This window comes from Pyxidicoccus fallax (genome assembly GCF_012933655.1).
Lineage (GTDB): Bacteria > Myxococcota > Myxococcia > Myxococcales > Myxococcaceae > Myxococcus > Myxococcus fallax.
The window spans coordinates 14,335-29,328 of the sequence record NZ_JABBJJ010000072.1; the positions used below are offsets into that span (position 1 = coordinate 14,335).

Here is a 14,994-nt window from a genome sequence, read left to right on the forward strand (position 1 = left end):
CCCATGTCCCGTCGTTCCCTGTTCGCCCTCGGTCTGCTGCCCTTCGCGCTCGTCGCCTGTGGTCCCGCGGAGGACATCGCCGTCCCCGAGGAGGCCACCGGCACCGAGTCCCAGGCCGCGTGCGCCCCGGTGACGACCGTCACCTTCGGCACCGCCGACAACTTCGGCGGCGGACCGGATCCGCTCCCGTACGCCCCCACCGCGCTGCCGGAGTTCGTCAGCTACCTCAACTCCCAGGGCATTCCCACCGCGCGGCTCAAGACGCTGGATGACAGCACGGCCAACCGCCACACCGTGGCCACGCTGCGCCACGGCCTGCGCGGCTGCTTCGCACCCAGCTGCTCGCTGACGCTGTGCTTCCGCGCCCGCGCGCACCTGGACACGCCGCAGGACGACCGGGTGACCGTCTACAACACCGACTTCGGCACCTATGGCTTCCCGCAGGTCACCAGCCTGCCGGTGGTCCCCGCCCTGCGCGCCACCTGGAACCCGGGCGAGGCCGGCACCCTCTGCATGCCGCTCGACATGAGCCAGGTGGGCGACATGCTCCAGTTCCAGATGCAGGACGACTCCGCCGTCGACGTCATCTGGATGACCCTGAGCTGCTGACCCGCGGCATGGGGCCGCTCAGTCCCCGCAGAGCGCCAGGGTGGTCCGCATCACCTGGACCGCCTCGTCCCGGGAGCGCCGCCCCAGCCCGCAGGCGGCGGCCACGTCCACCCGCCGCCCCAGCGCGCGCTCCACGTGCTGGAGCACCGGCCGGGTCTCCGCCTCCGTCCAGCGCTCGTGCACGAGGCCGGCGACGAAGCGCGTCCGCTCGGGCAGCACCACGCGCGCGAGCGGCGCATAGAAGCGCGCGTCCGTGGGCGCCGTGCTCTCGCCCGCGGCGAATGGCACGTGGACATATTCCAGGGGCCGGTTCCCGGGCCACGCGCGCGTCAGGGCATTCACCAGCTCGGCGATGGGGCGCGCGTCCCCGAGCCGCCCGAGCGACGCATGGTTCAGGTCTCCAAGACACAGGTGCACCCCGAACCGGGCGCCCTCGGGTGCCTCCCGCGCGAAGCCCGCGAGCCGGGACGCGAAGTAGGACGCGAGGGGCGACTGGAGCAGCCCCGGTGCCTTGGACACCGTTACCAGCTCCACCGGCGCCTCGAGCTGGAAGACGATGTCGGCCCCCCCCAGCGCGTGCAGCTGTCGCAGCTCGCGCAGGAGGGCCCCGCGGAAGGCGGCGCCCCACCGCAGGGCACCCACGGGCCCCAGGGTGAACAGGGCCAGGTCGAGGTCGCCGGGCAGTCCCGCCTGGAAGCGAAGGTCCGGCATTCCGGCCTGCGCGCGCAGCCGCCGGAACACCTCGTAGCTCTCCGCGTAGGCGGCGACGTACCCCAGGTCGAGCGACGCCTCCGTCAGCCGGTGGCCCCGGCGCACACCGAAGGAGGGCACCTCCTTGTAGGAGCTCCAGTCCCCATTCCGGCGCAGCTCCAGGTCGGGGTGCTTCCGGAACGAGTCGATGATGTGGGCAATCCAGTTCCGCCGCGTCCCGGCCTCGCCATCCGGGAGGAAGCGCAGGCGCTTCCCGAGCAGCTCCAGCGCGAGCCGCATCGCCTCCGCCGTCTCCGCGGCGGGGATGCTGCCCACCAGGTGCGCGGCACGGAGCGGCGCCACCTCCCGACCCTGTTCCACTCCAGCCTCCGCTGTCTCCTGCCGCATGTGCTTGCTCCTCGCGCGGGGCGCCTCCTCGGCCCCCCTGTGTCGGCGGGGTCACCGCCGGTGTCCCGCACCGCGCCATGCAGAGTAGCCCACGGGTTGGCGGGGAGGCTCCGGCGGCCTCGCGAACCCGGGGGCCCGTCCCGCGCCGCTCGCCCCCTGGTCCGACCTGAAGTCCCGGGCGGCCGGAGGGACGAGGCACCGCCGTCCCGGATGACGTGGCTGGCACGACCGCGGGAGCAGGCGCCGGCTCCCGCGAATCCCGGCGCTCCGCTCCCGGTCGACTCCCGGAATGCGCAACCTCTGGAAGTGGTGTCGGGGAGGGACACGCGTGTTGGGAGAGAGCGCAAGCTTGATGGACAGGGAAGCCATCGAGGGCATCACCGCCGAGCAGTCGCGAGGGTTCCTGGAGACCATGGTGGCCTGCGCGCCGGTGGGACTGGGCTTCGTGGACCTGGACCTCCGGTTCATCCACATCAACGATGCCCTCGCCTCCATGAATGGCCTGCCGCGCGAGGCCCACCTGGGCCGCAAGGTGCGGGACGTCGTCCCGGAGTTATGGCCCTTCATCGAGCCCCACTACCGCCAGGTCCTGGAGACCGGACAGCCCATCCTCGGCCTGGAGGTGACGGGCCCCACGGCCCGGGAGCCCGGCGTCGAGCGCGACTTCCAGGTGAACTACTACCCCGTCCGCGACGGGAACGGCCGCCTGCAGGGCGTGGGATTGACGGTGGTGGAGACGACGGAGCAGCGGCGGGCCCACCGGGCGCTGCGGATGAGCGAGCGGCGTTACCGCTCGCTGGTGGAGTCCATGGCCCAGACGGTGTGGACCACCAACGGCCGCGGCGAGCTGGTGGAGCCGGCCCCGCGCTGGCTGGCCTTCACCGGGCAGTCCCACGGCGCCCACCTGGGGCTGGGCTGGTTCGACGCCATCCATCCGAGCGACCGCACGCGCTTCGTGTCGGAGTGGACGACCTCGCTGGAGACACGGGCCCCGTACCAGGGCGAGCTGCGCCTGCGCTCGCAGGATGGCGGGTACCGCGAAGTCGTCGTCCGCAGCGTCCCCGTCTTCGACGACCGGGGCGCCGTGCGCGAGTGGATTTCCACCGCCGAGGACATCACCGAGCGCAAGCGCGCGGAGGCCGGGCTGCGGCGCACCACGCGGGCGCTCCAGGAGAGCGACGAGCGCTACCGCACCTTCGTGTCCCAGAGCACGGAAGGCATCTGGCGGCTGGAGGTAGAGCCGCCCATCGACACGCACCTGCCCGAGGACGAGCAGGTTCGGGCCCTCCTGAGCCGGAGCCGCGTCGCCGAGGCCAATGACGTCATGGCGCGCATGACGGGCTTCGCGTCCCCGTCCGAGATGCAGGGCACGACGCTGTGGCGGATGATTTCGATGCTCACCCACGGGAAGGCCGCCGTCGAGGACGCGGTCCGGCCCTTCATCCACGAAGGCTACCGCCTCGTGGACGTGGAGACGCGCCAGCCCGGCCCCGACGGCACGGAGCGGGTGCGCCTGGCCAACCTCGTCGGCGTGGTGGAGCAGGGCCGGCTGGTCCGCGTCTGGGGCACGCAGCGGGACGTGACGGATCGGATGCGCACGCGGGAAGCCCTGGAGCACAGCCGCGAGCTCATCCGGGTGCGGGAGCACCAGCTGCGCGCCATCACCGACGCGCTTCCCGCCCTGGTGGCCTACGTCGACCGCGACGAGCGCTACCTCTTCTGCAACCGGGCCTTCGAGACGTGGTTCGGTCAGGACCCCGAGGCGCTGGTGGGCCAGTGCATCCGGGGGCTGTCGGGCGAGATGGGGTACGCCCACATGAAGGACTGGATGCGCAAGGCGCTCGCCGGGGAGACCGTCAACTACGAGAGCGCGTTGACGCTCCAGGACGGGCGCACGCTGCATGTCCAGTCCACGTACGTCCCCACGCGGGACGCGCGGGGCAACGTGAAGGGCTTCGTCGCCCTGGTGCACGACATCACCGACCGCAAGCGGGCCGAGGCCGAGGTGGAGGCCCAGCGCTCACGGCTCTACGACGTGCTGATGAGCATTCCGGCTTCCATCGGCCTGTTCAGCGGCCCGGACCTCGTCTTCACCCTGGTCAATCCCATCTACCAGCGGCTCGCGGCCGGGGTGGACCTGACCGGTCAGTCCCTGGTGGCGCTCGCGAAGCGCAACCGGAACATCGAGTTCTATTGCCAGGCCGCCCGGGACGTGTACGCGTCCGGCAAGCCCCTCTTCCTGCGGGAGCAGCCCATCCGGATGGACTACCAGGGCCGCGGCATCTCCGAGGAGCGGGCCTTCGACCTCGCCTTCGTGCCGCTGCGCGACGCCGGGGGCCGGGTGGACTCCGTCATGACCTTCGCCATCGACGTGACGTCACAGGTCCGTGACCGCCAGAAGGTGGAGGAGCTGGCCGCGCACCTGACCAACCAGCAGCAGTGGCTGGAGTCGGTGCTCAACCTCCTTCCCGTCGCGTTCCTGCTCATCGAGCCCGGCACCGGGCGCATCTTCTTCGCGAACCAGGCCGCCTACCGGATGGGAGGGGGCCACGTCCCGTTGAACGTTCCCTTGGAGGGCTACCTCGACGCGTACCTCCTCACGGACGAGGAGGACGTTCCCCTCACCCCGGACCGGATTCCCGCCCTCCGCGCCTCGCGCGGAGAGCGACTGCACCGCGCCCCCGTCGTGTGGCACACCGCCACCGGGCGGTATGACCTCCTCACGGACTCGGAGGCGCTGCCCGCCATGCACGGCCACCCGGCCACCGTCGTGCTCGCCCTGCAGGACGTGACGCGGCTGAAGCAGACGGAGGCCCGGCTCCAGGAGGCGGTGCGGCTGCGCGACGAGTTCCTCACCGTCGCCTCCCACGAATTGAAGACGCCGCTCACCCCGCTGCAGATAAAGCTCCAGGCGCTCGCCCGCGAGGCCCAGGTCTTCAGCGACGGGGAGCGGCTCCGGTGCACCGTGCTGCGCACGGCGGAGAGCGCGTCGGTCCAGATTCGCAAGCTCACCGCCCTCATCAATGACCTGCTGGACGGCACGCAGCTCACCGGCGAGACGCTGCCCCTGCGCCGCGAGGAGGTGGACCTGTCCGCCATCGCCCGCGAGGCGGCGGAGCAGTTCCGGACCCAGGCCGCCCAGGCCGCGTGTGAGCTCGTCGTCGAGGCCCCCGCGCCCGTGGTGGGCTGGTGGGATGGGCACCGGCTGCAGCAGGTCGTCCGTGGCCTGTTGTCCAACGCCATCAAGTACGGCCCGGGCCGGCCCGTGGTGCTCCAGGTGGAGCGGCGCGGCGAGCGGGCCCGCCTCACCGTGAGCGACGAGGGCATCGGCATCGCGCCGGAGGACCTCACGCGCATCTTCGAGAAGTTCGGCCGCGCCGTGTCCGCCCGCAACTACGGAGGGCTGGGGCTGGGCCTGTTCATCTCCCGCCGCATCGTGGAGGCGCACCAGGGCACCATCCGCGCCCGGAGCCAGCCGGGCCAGGGCGCCACCTTCACGGTGGAGCTGCCCATGATGCGGCGGCCCCCCGAGGCCACGGTGCACTGAGGGCCTCGGGGAGCGGTCCGTCCGGGCGTCAGACCTGGAGCGCCTGGAAGGTGCGGGACAGGGGCAGCTCGCGCACGCGCGTGCCGGTGAGCGCGAAGACGGCGTTGGCGATGGCCGGCGCGATGGGCGGCACGCCGGGCTCGCCGATGCCGCCCGGGCGGCCATCGCCCTCCAGGATGTCGACGTGGATCTTCCGCGGCGCCTCGCCGATGCGCACCAGCTTGTAGTCGCGGAAGTTGGACTGCTCCACCGCGCCGCCCTTCATGGTGATTTCGCTGTGCAGGGCGATGCTCATCCCGAAGATGACCGAGCCCTCCATCTGCGAGCGCACGCGGTCCGGGTTGATGACCGTCCCCGCGTCCACCACCACCCAGGCCTCGTCCACGCGCAGCTTGCCCTCCGGGTCCTTCACCACCGACACGACGGCGGCCACGTAGGTGAGGAAGCTGCGGTGCGCGGCGAGCCCCAGCGCCCGGCCGTCCTTCTTGCGCTCGTCCCAGCGCGACAGCGTGGTGACGCGCTCGATGACGCGCCGCATGCGCCCGGTGTCGATGGGGTGGTCCTCCAGGGACCAGCCGTAGTTCTCCAGCTTGGGAACGCCCAGCTCCTGGAGCGACACGTGGCGCGGCGGCCCCAGCACCTCCAGGAACATCTCGCGCGTGTCCACGCCGCGCGCCTGCGCCAGCTCGTCCACGAACGAGTTGACCGCGAACGCGTGGAAGATGTTGTAGACGGAGCGCAGCCAGCCGATGCGGACGTGGGCGTTGGCCTCGCACGCCTCGGCGCGGACGTTGGGGACGTTCAGCGCCAGGTCCGTCACGCCCTGCTGCAAGTCCCGCTGGGCCGGCCGGTTGGCGCCGGTGAAGGTGAAGCCAATGGGCGGAAACGCCGTGCGGTGCCGCCACGCGATGACCTTGCCCGCCTCGTCGAGCCCGGCGCTGAGCCGCTGCGTGCTGACCGAGTGGTAGTAGTCATTGCGGAGGTCGTCCTCGCGCGTCCACTGCACCCGCACCGGGACGCCCGCCTCGCGCGCCAGCCACACCACCTCGGCGACGAAGTCCGCCTTCGACTTGCGCCCGAAGCCGCCGCCCAGGAACGTCACGTGGACCTGGACCTTGTCCTCGGGCACCTGGAGCACGCCCGCCGCCACCGAGCGCGCCGCCTGCGGGTGCTGCGAGGGCGCCCACACCTCGCACGTGTCGCCCTCCACCCGGGCCAGCGCCACGAGCGGCTCCATGGGCGCGTGCGCGAGGTGGGGGACGTGGTACTCCGCCTCCACGACGCGCGCGGCCTTCGCGAGCGCCGCGTCCACGTCACCCACGTTGCGCACCGTCGTGCCCGGCGCGCGGACGGACGCGACCAGCTCGTCGCGGTACTTGCGCGAGTCGTACGAGACGTTCGGCCCGTCGTCCCAGGTGATGTCCAGCGCCGCGCGGCCCTTCATCGCCGCCCAGGTGTTTTCCGCCAGCACGGCGATGCCGCCCCAGGTCTGGAAGGTGTACGGGGGCTTGGGCTCCGGCAGCTGGATGACGCGCTTGACGCCCGGCACGGCGAGCGCGCGAGTGGCGTCGTACTTCACCACCCGGCCGCCCATGACGGCGGGACGGGCCACCATCGCGATGAGCATGCCCGGCAGCTTGATGTCCGCGCCGAACACCGCGGTGCCGTTGACGTAGGCCGGGCCGTCCAGGAGCGGCAACTCCCTGCCCACGCGGCGCAGCTCCGACTTCGGCCGCAGCTTCACGTCCGCGGGCTTCGGCACGGCCCGCTTCGCCGCCTCGCCCGCCAGCTCGCCGAAGCCCAGCGTCCGCTGGCTGCCCCGGTGGAACACGGCGTGCTCGCGCGCCTCGCAGTCCTCGGGCTTCACCTTCCAGCGCCGGGCCGCGGCGGCCACCAGCATGGTGCGCGCGGTGGCGCCCGCGCGGCGCATCTCCTCGTAGATGCCGCGCACGCTGTTGGAGCCGTCGGTGTTCTGGTCGCCGTACTTCGGGTGGCCGTCCGCCTGGACGATGCGCACGCGCGCCATGTCCGCGCCCAGCTCGTCCGCGATGAGCACCGGCAGCGAGCTGCGGATGCCCTGCCCCATCTCCGAGCGGTGGCAGACGATGGTGACGGTGCCGTCCGGGGCCACGTGGACGAAGGCGTTCGGGTTGAGCCCGGGCGCGCTCCGTTCCTCCGCCTCGGAGGACGTCTTCGGCTTGGGGCCCATGCGTCCGGAGGGCTCGTTCGCGAGCGCGTCGGCGGAGAAGAGGCCGAGCGTGAGTCCGCCCACCGCGAGGTTCATTCCCTCGAGGAAGGAGCGCCGGGAAATCAACTGGAGCCGCTGTTTCATGGCGTCCTCCCTATTCCTCGGACACGCCCGCCGCCTTCTTCACGGCGGCGCGGATGCGGTTGTACGTGCCGCACCGGCACAGGTTGCCGGCCAGCGACTGGTCGATGTCGGCGTCCGTCGGCTTCGGCTTCTTCGCCAGGAGCGCCGCCGCGGTCATGATCTGCCCCGCCTGACAGAAGCCGCACTGGGGCACGCCCAGGTCCACCCAGGCCTTCTGCAAGGGGTGGCTGCCGTCCGGCGACAGCCCTTCGATGGTGGTGACGGCGCGTCCCGCCGCGCGGCTCACCGGCGTCACGCACGCGCGGACCACCTGACCGTCCAGATGCACGGTGCACGCGCCGCACAGCGCCTGGCCGCAGCCGAACTTCGTGCCGGTGAGGCCGAGCACGTCGCGCAGCGCCCAGAGCAGCGGCATCTCCGGGTCGACCTCCAGCTCCTTCTCCACTCCGTTGACACGCACGCGGATGCTCATGGCCGGTCCTCCTCGCTGGGGCACCGCGCGCCCGTCTCCACCCACGCGGCGACGATGGCGCCGAACTGCTCCTGGGTGCCCGGCGCCGGCTCACGCCCGTGGCCCGGTTCCCAGCCCCAGCCCACCAGCTCGTCGTGGGCGTTGTGCTCGACAATCTGCGCCAACGTCTTGCCTCCGTTCCGCTTCGGGTCCTTGAGCTGCTCGCAGATGTAGGCCGGGCTCTTGCCCACCCACGCCATTTCAATGGGCGCCAGGTGCCAGTTGGGCGCCCCGGGCACGCGCGCGTGCGCCAGGTTCCGGTCCTGGTGGCAGCTCGTGCATTCCATGCCGACGACACCCTTGTCACCGGGGCCTCGCACCACCGGGGGGTCGTGCGGCTGCCCGTTCATGCCATGGAGCGGCACGTCCCCGCTGGGGTGACAGTTGGCGCACCGGGGGTGGAGGAGCACGCGGCTGGCCTCGAGGAAGAGCGCCTTCGAGCGCTCCCCCGTGTCTTCGATGACCGCGAAGTCCTTTGGGGCGCGGAGCGCGTTGTCTGCGACCTGGGGCAGCGCCTGCTTCCGCGCCGTGCCCGCCTCGGGCTCACGCCGGCATCCTCCCACCACCAGGAGGACGACGAGCGAAGCCATGACCTGGAGAGATGGCTGCATCCCGGCAAGGCTCCAGCAACTGCCCCCCCGGCGACAAGCCGAATGTTCCGGGGCCCCCCCTTTGCAAGGGACGCCATCAGTACGAACGTTTCATTGATGTCATCGTGCCCCAAGGAGGTCGGCGTCGTGTCCACCCAGTGGCTTCCTCCCCCCAATGCCATCGCGGACGCACTGCTCGTCGGCAGTCGCGGCACGGTGCTGGACGCGGTGTACCGGTACATGGAGCACGGCGGAGCCCCGTTCCTCGTGGACGCGCTGGCCCGGCCCGTGATGGAGGCGGTGGGCAACCGCTGGTGTGACGGGAGCGCCACGGTGGCGGAGGAGCACGCGGCCACGGAGCTGCTGCGCGAGCTGCTCGCCCACCTCCTGCCGGGGCTGGCCTGGCATCAGGGAGGTCCCCGGGCCGTCGTCGCCTGCGTGCCCGGCGAGCGCCACGTGCTCGGCGCCCGGCTCGTCTCGCAGGTGCTGGCGCTCGACGGCTGGCATGTGCGCTTCCTCGGCGCGGACACGCCCGCCGGTGACCTGGCGTCGTTCGTCGCCCGCGAGCAGCCCCTCTTCGTCGGGCTGTCGGTGTCCATGCCCGACAATGTCCTCGGCGCGAGGCGCACGCTGGAGCAGGTGCACGCCGCGGCGCCCCACATTCCACTCGTGGTGGGCGGGCGCGTGGCCTCGTCGCTGACGCCCGAGGTTCCGGGCGCCTGGAAGGTGCTGCGCTCCACCACGGAGATGCTGTCACTGACGCGAGGCGAGGTCGGCGGAGCCCTCCACCCCGGGTGAGCCGGTGGCCGCCACCCGGTGTGTGGGAAGGACCACGGTGAAGGTCGAGCCCTTCCCCGGCTGGCTCCGCACGACGATGGTCCCCCCGTGGGCCTCGACAATCTGCTTCGCCACGTACAGGCCCAGTCCCATGCCGCCGTAGCGCCGGGCGGACACCGCGCGCTCGAAGCGCTCGAAGATGCGGCTGGCGTCCTCGCTCGCGAGGCCGATGCCCTGGTCCCTCACGCACAGGCGCGCCAGCTCGCCATCCCCTTCCACGCTCACCGCGATGGGACGCCCCGCGCCGTACTTGATGGCGTTCGACAGGAGGCTCGACAGGACCTGCTCGATGCGGAGCTGGTCCCACACGCCCCGCACCGTGTCCTGGATGTGGGTCTCCAGGCGGCACCCCGCCGCCTCGGCCTCCTCCCGGAAGCGGTCCGTCACGTCGGCGGCCAGGCGGGACAGGTCCACGTCCTCCAGCAGCAGGCCCAGCCGCCCCGTGGCCACGCGCGACACGTCCAGCAGGCGCTCCACCAGTTGGGTCAGCCGCTGCACCTGGGCGCCAGAGCGCTCCAGGTGGTGCAGCAGCTTGGGGTCCTCGATGCCGGCGGCCCGCACGCCGCGGCGCAGCGTCTCCAATTGCAGCTTCAGGGGCGTCAGGGGCGTGCGCAGCTCGTGCGCGGCGATGGAGATGAACTCGTCCCGCGCGCGCACGCCCTCGCGCACCTTCAAGAGCTCCGCCTGGGCGGCCCGCTCCAGCGCGCGCACCACCCGCAGCTCCACTTCCGTCATCACGCAGGTCGCCAGCTCCTGGAGGATGTCCACCTCGGTGGCCGTCCAGCGGCGCGGTACGGTGTCGAGGACGCAGAAGGCCCCCAGCGACTGGCCCAGGCGGGTGAGGGGAATGCCCAGGTAGGCCACCGCGCCCAGCGCCTCCACGTTCAGACAGTCCCGGAGCAGTGGGTCCCCGCGGGTGTCTGGTACTGCGAGGGGTCTGCCCGCGGTCAGGGTGTACTTGCAGAACGAGTGCGAGAGCGGAATCTCGCGCCGGCTCTTCCACGGCTCCGGCAGGCCGATACAGCTCTTGCAGAAGTGACGGCGCTCATCGATGAGACTCACCAGTCCCATGGGCGTGCGCAGGATGCGGCAGGCCAGGCGGGTGAGGCGGTCGAACCCCTCCTCGGCCTCGGTGTCCATGAGCGCCGTGAGGCGCAGGGCGTCCAGGCGCTCGGGGGAGCGCAAGATGTTCTGAAGGTCTCCAGGCGCGGCCATGGTCCCCCCGCGACGCACTCCTCCCGTGCTGGCGCCAACGGACGCCAGCCTTCACGTAGAGATGGGTCGGCTCCCGGGAGTGGACCAGCGGCGAGCAGCCGCGGGTTCCTTCCGCCTGCCGGGTTCCCTCGGGCGGGGGGGGCGCACGAGGTGCCGCGCCATGAGCGAGGCGTACTCTCGAAGGTCATCAGGCGGGGCTCGGGGAGGCGCCGTCCTCCCTCCCGAGCAGCACGTCCAGTTCACCACGCGCGTCCAGGGCGTTCAGGTCGTCCGCGCCGCCCACGAGACGGCCGCCGATGAACACCTGCGGCACCGTCTCCCCGCCCGAGCGCTCGACCATCTCCGCGAAGCGGCCCTCGTCCTCCGTCACGTCGATGTCCTCGAAGGCCACCCCTTTGGAGCGCATCAACTCGCGGGCCCGCTTCGAGTAGGGGCAGTACGTCTTCGTGTACATCGTGACCTGGGCCATGTGGGCGTTCTCCGGACGGCGGTGAAGGTGCCCAACCAAGCTAGGCACGCGGTGCCAGCCCCGCGCGTCCGCCTGCCTGCCCCCCTACCGCAGGGCGCTCACGTGGATGGGCGGCCTGCGGTGTTCGGTGGCGCGCTCCACCACGCGCCCCAGGCGCAGCAGCAGGTGCTCCTCGAATGGCCGCCCGGTGAGCTGGACGCCCACGGGCAGGCCCGCGCGATCGTACCCGGCGGGCACGGACAGCGCGGGGAAGCCCGTCAGGTTCGCCACGCGCACGAAGCGCATCAGCGCGTCCACCACCTGGAGGTTGGACTCGCCGTCGGGCAGCGCCGCCTCGGGAATCACCGGCGCGGTGGTGGCCGTCGTCGGCGTGACGAGGACATCCACGTCCTTCATGAGCGACAGCAGCTCGCGCGTCAGCCGGTGCCGGTGCCGCAGCGCATGCACCAGGTCCGTGGCGCGGAAGTGCCGGCCGATGGCGAGGTTGGTGCGCGAGTCGAGCCCGAAGTCCGACGCGCGCGTCTTCACGTGCGTCAGCATCGCCTCCGCCATCTCGCTGAGGATGATGCAGCTGTGCGTCCACAGCACGGTGTTCAGGTCGGGCGCGGGAATCTCCACCACCGTGGCGCCCGCCTCGGTGAGCGCCCGCACGGCGTCCCTGCAGCGCGCGACCACGTCGGCGTCGGCATCCTCGAAGTAGGGCCAGCAGATGCCGAGCCGCACGCCGGTGAGGTCCGCGTTCTCGTAGCCGGACAGGTGATGCGCCGGCTGCGTCTCCGCGACGATGTCGTGTCCATCCGGCCCGGACACGAGCGCGTACATGGCGGCCACGTCGTCCACGGTGAGGCCCATGGGGCCGACGTGGGCCACGTTCCAGCACAGGGGCGGCACGCCCGTCTCGGGGATGCGGCCCCACGTCGCCTTGAGGCCGACGATGCCGCACAGCGCGGCGGGGATGCGGATGGAGCCGCCGCCGTCCGCGCCGATGCTCAGCGGGCACAACCCCGCGGCCACGGCGGCGCCCGAGCCGCTGGAGCTGCCGCCGGTGATGCGGCCCCGGTTCCACGGGTTGCGCGCGGCGCCGTGGTGCGGGTTCAGCCCGATGGGGTTGATGCCAATCTCGTTCATGTTGGCCTTGCCGAGGATGATGGCGCCAGCGGCCTTGAGGCGCGCGGCCACCGTGGAGTCCACGGCGGCGAGCTGGTCGCGGAACTTCGTCCCCAGCGTGGTGGGGAAGCCGGCCAGGTCCACCTCGTCCTTCAGGACGACGGGGACGCCGTCGAGCACGCTCAGCGGCCGGCCCGCGCGCAGCCGCTCCGCCGACGCCTCCGCGGCCCGGAGCACCTCGTCGGGCTTGCGCGAGACGAAGAGGCCCAGGCGGTCCCTCCCGCTGTCGAGGTGGTCGATGGACTCGTGGAGCCGCCGCATCACCGTGACGGGGTCCACCCCGCCCTCGCGGTAGGCGCGCACGTAGGCGGCCACCGTCGCGCGCTCACCCGGAGGAGGCGCCGCGGCGATGGCGCGCGCGGCCTGCTCCATGGGCGCCTGGGGCTCCGCGCCGGGCGCGCCGGGCGGAAGCGGGAACTGGAGCGGCGGCGCGTCTCCCGCGGACAGCTCGCGCCAGCGCTCGATGCCGCTGTCGCGCACCAGCTTCTCCAGCACCACCGAGCCGACTCCGCTCTCCAGCGCGTTCACGAACGCCTTGAGCGCCATCCCCGACACGCGGGGCGCCTTCACCGGACTCCGTTGGTAGGTCATGGCTCCGCAGCCTAACGCCCTGGCTTGCTCCAGAAAGCGAATAGGTATTTCCTGCATTTCCCTGCAAGGAACAGCTCTCTTGATTTCACCTCCTGGACGCTGGCAACCGCGGCTCTTCGCCCTGGGACTCCTCACCCTGGCGGCGTGTGGTCCTGAAGGACTCGAGCCAGAAGTGGACACTTCGGAGGCCGCCGTCGCGGCCCATGCCCTCACGCTGGCGGACTACCCCATCCGCGCGAGCACGAATCAGCGCCACCTCGTCACGGCCACGGGCGCGCCGTTCACGTACCTCGCGGACACGCCGTGGGGCCTGGCCTCGCGGCTGAGCCAGGCGGACGTGCTCGAGTACCTCGACGACCGCCAGGCGAAGGGCTTCAACACCCTTCAAATGATGTTGCTGCCCATGCCGAGCGAGTGGGGGACGAAGAACTTCTACGGCGACTCGCCCTTCAACAACATGAACCCCGCGTCACCGGCCATCACCTCGGTGGCGACGACGAACCCCGCGGACGCGAGCGGCTACGACTACTGGGACCACGTCGAGTGGGTCATCGACCAGGCTGGCCAGCGCGGCATCCAGGTGGCGGCGGCGGTGTCCTGGTACGGCTACGGCGGCCGGGACTGGCGCCCGTACATGACGACGAGCGCGGCCACGGCGTACGGCACGTTCCTGGGCAAGCGCTTCGGTGGCAAGCCCCACCTCTTCTGGATTCTGGGCGGGGACAACGACCCGGTGGGCGACGTCGCCAGCGTTCCGGCGGGCATGGACACGAGCGACCGCGTCGAGGCGACCAACGCCATGGCGAACGCCATCCTCGCCAACGAGTCCATCCGGCACCTGATGTCGTACCACGCGAAGCGGAGGAACTCGTCCGCGAGGTTCTTCGAGAGCCAGACGTGGCACACCGTGCACTTCGCGTACTCGCCGGAGACGACGTACAGCTACGTGCTCACGGACTACAACCGCGCGACGGTGCGCCCGGTGGTGATGCCCGAGTCGTACTACGACGCGCGCACGGGCTCGCCCATCCTCGACCGCCGGCGCCTGCGCGCGCAGGCGTGGTGGAGTTTCCTCAGCGGCGGCGTGGGCTTCGCCTATGGCCATGAGAATGTCTGGGACCTCGACTCGGCGTGGAAGACGACGGGCCTGCCGGCGGTGTCGGCCACGGACATCCAGCGGCTGGGAACGTTCCTGGCGGGCTCCCCGACGCACCTGCTGCGGCCGGACCACCGCGCGGGGAACACCGCGAAGCTGCTGACGAGCGGCTACGGCTCGACGACCACCAACGGCGGGCTCGACTACGCGGTCTCCGCCACGGCGAGCGACGCCAGCTTCGCCCTGGCGTACTTCCCGACGACGCGCTCGGACATCGTGGTCAACCTCGCGGCGCTGGGCGGCGCCAGCGTGAAGCTCTCGTGGTGGAACCCGGGCGTGGGCGGCGCGAAGACGCTCATCGGCACGTACGCGGGGAGTGGGACGCGGGCGCTGACGTGGCCCTCGGGCTCCTCGGACGCGGTGCTGGTGGCGGAGCGCGCGAGCACCACGCCGTCGGGCACACCCTTCCGGCTCGTCAACCTGGGCGGGCCGGCGCTCACCATCGACGGGCGGAGCTGGGAGGCGAGCAGCGGCGCGCCCAACCTCACCCTGTCGGGCACGCGCTTCGAGGACCAGACGATTCCGCTGGTGCCGGCGACGGACGCCGCCCGCGCGCAGATGATTCGCTCGTGCATCTACGGCACGACGGCGGCGGTGACGATTGGCGCGGTGCCCTCGGGCTCCTACGACGTGTACCTCTACGTGTGGGAGGACAACGCGACGAAGACGTTCGACGTGCGGGTGGAGGGCGTGCTCGTCCAGGATGACTACGTGAGCGGCAACCCCGGCCAGTGGAAGCGGCTGGGGCCGTGGACGGTGTCCGTCATGGACGGCGCGCTGAACCTCGCCACGTCCGGCGGCACCGCCAACCTGTCCGGCATCGAGGTCTACCACCGCTGAGTCATGGAGGATTCAATGGATACGAGGAGAGA

The 14,994-nt window shown here is 71.7% G+C and carries 11 protein-coding genes; 4 read left to right on the forward strand and 7 right to left on the reverse strand.

Annotated elements, in window-relative coordinates:
• The first annotated feature begins 3 nt into the window (after nucleotides 1–3).
• Nucleotides 4–609 (forward strand): hypothetical protein, encoded by a 606-nt coding sequence (locus tag HG543_RS17210; RefSeq protein WP_169345871.1) that lies wholly within the window; start codon nucleotides 4–6, stop codon nucleotides 607–609.
• An 18-nt stretch (nucleotides 610–627) separates the two neighbouring features.
• On the opposite strand, the gene HG543_RS17215 is transcribed toward HG543_RS17210, so the two are convergent.
• Complete coding sequence (locus tag HG543_RS17215; RefSeq protein WP_169345872.1) at nucleotides 628–1,680, reverse strand: hypothetical protein; 1,053 nt, start codon at nucleotides 1,678–1,680, stop codon at nucleotides 628–630.
• A 379-nt stretch (nucleotides 1,681–2,059) separates the two neighbouring features.
• Here HG543_RS17215 and HG543_RS17220 point away from each other — a divergent pair, with 379 nt between their 5' ends.
• A complete protein-coding gene (locus tag HG543_RS17220; RefSeq protein ID WP_246357101.1) occupies nucleotides 2,060–5,254 on the forward strand; it encodes a PAS domain-containing protein in 3,195 nt (1,064 codons plus the stop codon).
• Between the two features lie 28 nt (nucleotides 5,255–5,282).
• On the opposite strand, the gene HG543_RS17225 is transcribed toward HG543_RS17220, so the two are convergent.
• The 3 genes from HG543_RS17225 to HG543_RS17235 are packed head-to-tail and all read right to left on the reverse strand — an operon-like array spanning nucleotide 5,283 to nucleotide 8,708.
• Entirely contained in the window at nucleotides 5,283–7,586 is a 2,304-nt protein-coding gene (locus HG543_RS17225) for a xanthine dehydrogenase family protein molybdopterin-binding subunit (protein ID WP_169345874.1), read from the reverse strand.
• A gap of 10 nt (nucleotides 7,587–7,596) precedes the next feature.
• Nucleotides 7,597–8,058: a (2Fe-2S)-binding protein gene (locus HG543_RS17230; RefSeq protein ID WP_169345875.1), complete on the reverse strand. Its 462-nt coding sequence runs from the start codon at nucleotides 8,056–8,058 to the stop codon at nucleotides 7,597–7,599.
• Nucleotides 8,055–8,708, reverse strand: a complete 654-nt coding sequence (locus HG543_RS17235; RefSeq protein ID WP_169345876.1) for an Isoquinoline 1-oxidoreductase subunit — start codon at nucleotides 8,706–8,708, stop codon at nucleotides 8,055–8,057. The genes HG543_RS17230 and HG543_RS17235 overlap by 4 nt, the downstream gene beginning before the upstream one ends.
• A gap of 126 nt (nucleotides 8,709–8,834) precedes the next feature.
• Here HG543_RS17235 and HG543_RS17240 point away from each other — a divergent pair, with 126 nt between their 5' ends.
• Entirely contained in the window at nucleotides 8,835–9,485 is a 651-nt protein-coding gene (locus tag HG543_RS17240; RefSeq protein ID WP_211193985.1) for a cobalamin B12-binding domain-containing protein, read from the forward strand.
• Here the strand turns inward: HG543_RS17240 and HG543_RS17245 are convergent.
• The 3 genes from HG543_RS17245 to HG543_RS17255 form a co-directional block, all read right to left on the reverse strand.
• A complete protein-coding gene (locus HG543_RS17245) occupies nucleotides 9,441–10,709 on the reverse strand; it encodes a GAF domain-containing sensor histidine kinase (RefSeq protein ID WP_246357097.1) in 1,269 nt (422 codons plus the stop codon). The genes HG543_RS17240 and HG543_RS17245 overlap by 45 nt on opposite strands.
• 217 nt (nucleotides 10,710–10,926) lie before the next feature.
• Complete coding sequence (gene grxC, locus HG543_RS17250) at nucleotides 10,927–11,208, reverse strand: glutaredoxin 3 (protein WP_169345878.1); 282 nt, start codon at nucleotides 11,206–11,208, stop codon at nucleotides 10,927–10,929.
• Between the two features lie 84 nt (nucleotides 11,209–11,292).
• Nucleotides 11,293–12,966 (reverse strand): amidase, encoded by a 1,674-nt coding sequence (locus HG543_RS17255; RefSeq protein ID WP_169345879.1) that lies wholly within the window; start codon nucleotides 12,964–12,966, stop codon nucleotides 11,293–11,295.
• Between the two features lie 172 nt (nucleotides 12,967–13,138).
• On the opposite strand from HG543_RS17255, the gene HG543_RS17260 reads away from it, so the two are divergent.
• Nucleotides 13,139–14,962, forward strand: coding sequence for an apiosidase-like domain-containing protein (locus HG543_RS17260; protein WP_169345880.1), 1,824 nt, complete (start codon nucleotides 13,139–13,141; stop codon nucleotides 14,960–14,962).
• Nucleotides 14,963–14,994: the final 32 nt, after the last annotated feature.

Bases quoted from the DNA above. Each gene is read 5' to 3' on its own strand.
- HG543_RS17210 (WP_169345871.1), top strand. From the start codon at position 4: ATGTCCCGTCGTTCCCTGTTCGCCCTCGGTCTGCTGCCCTTCGCGCTC.
- HG543_RS17220 (WP_246357101.1), top strand. From the start codon at position 2,060: ATGGACAGGGAAGCCATCGAGGGCATCACCGCCGAGCAGTCGCGAGGG.
- HG543_RS17225 (WP_169345874.1), bottom strand. From the start codon at position 7,586: ATGAAACAGCGGCTCCAGTTGATTTCCCGGCGCTCCTTCCTCGAGGGA.
- HG543_RS17230 (WP_169345875.1), bottom strand. From the start codon at position 8,058: ATGAGCATCCGCGTGCGTGTCAACGGAGTGGAGAAGGAGCTGGAGGTC.
- HG543_RS17235 (WP_169345876.1), bottom strand. From the start codon at position 8,708: ATGCAGCCATCTCTCCAGGTCATGGCTTCGCTCGTCGTCCTCCTGGTG.
- grxC (WP_169345878.1), bottom strand. From the start codon at position 11,208: ATGGCCCAGGTCACGATGTACACGAAGACGTACTGCCCCTACTCGAAG.
- HG543_RS17255 (WP_169345879.1), bottom strand. From the start codon at position 12,966: ATGACCTACCAACGGAGTCCGGTGAAGGCGCCCCGCGTGTCGGGGATG.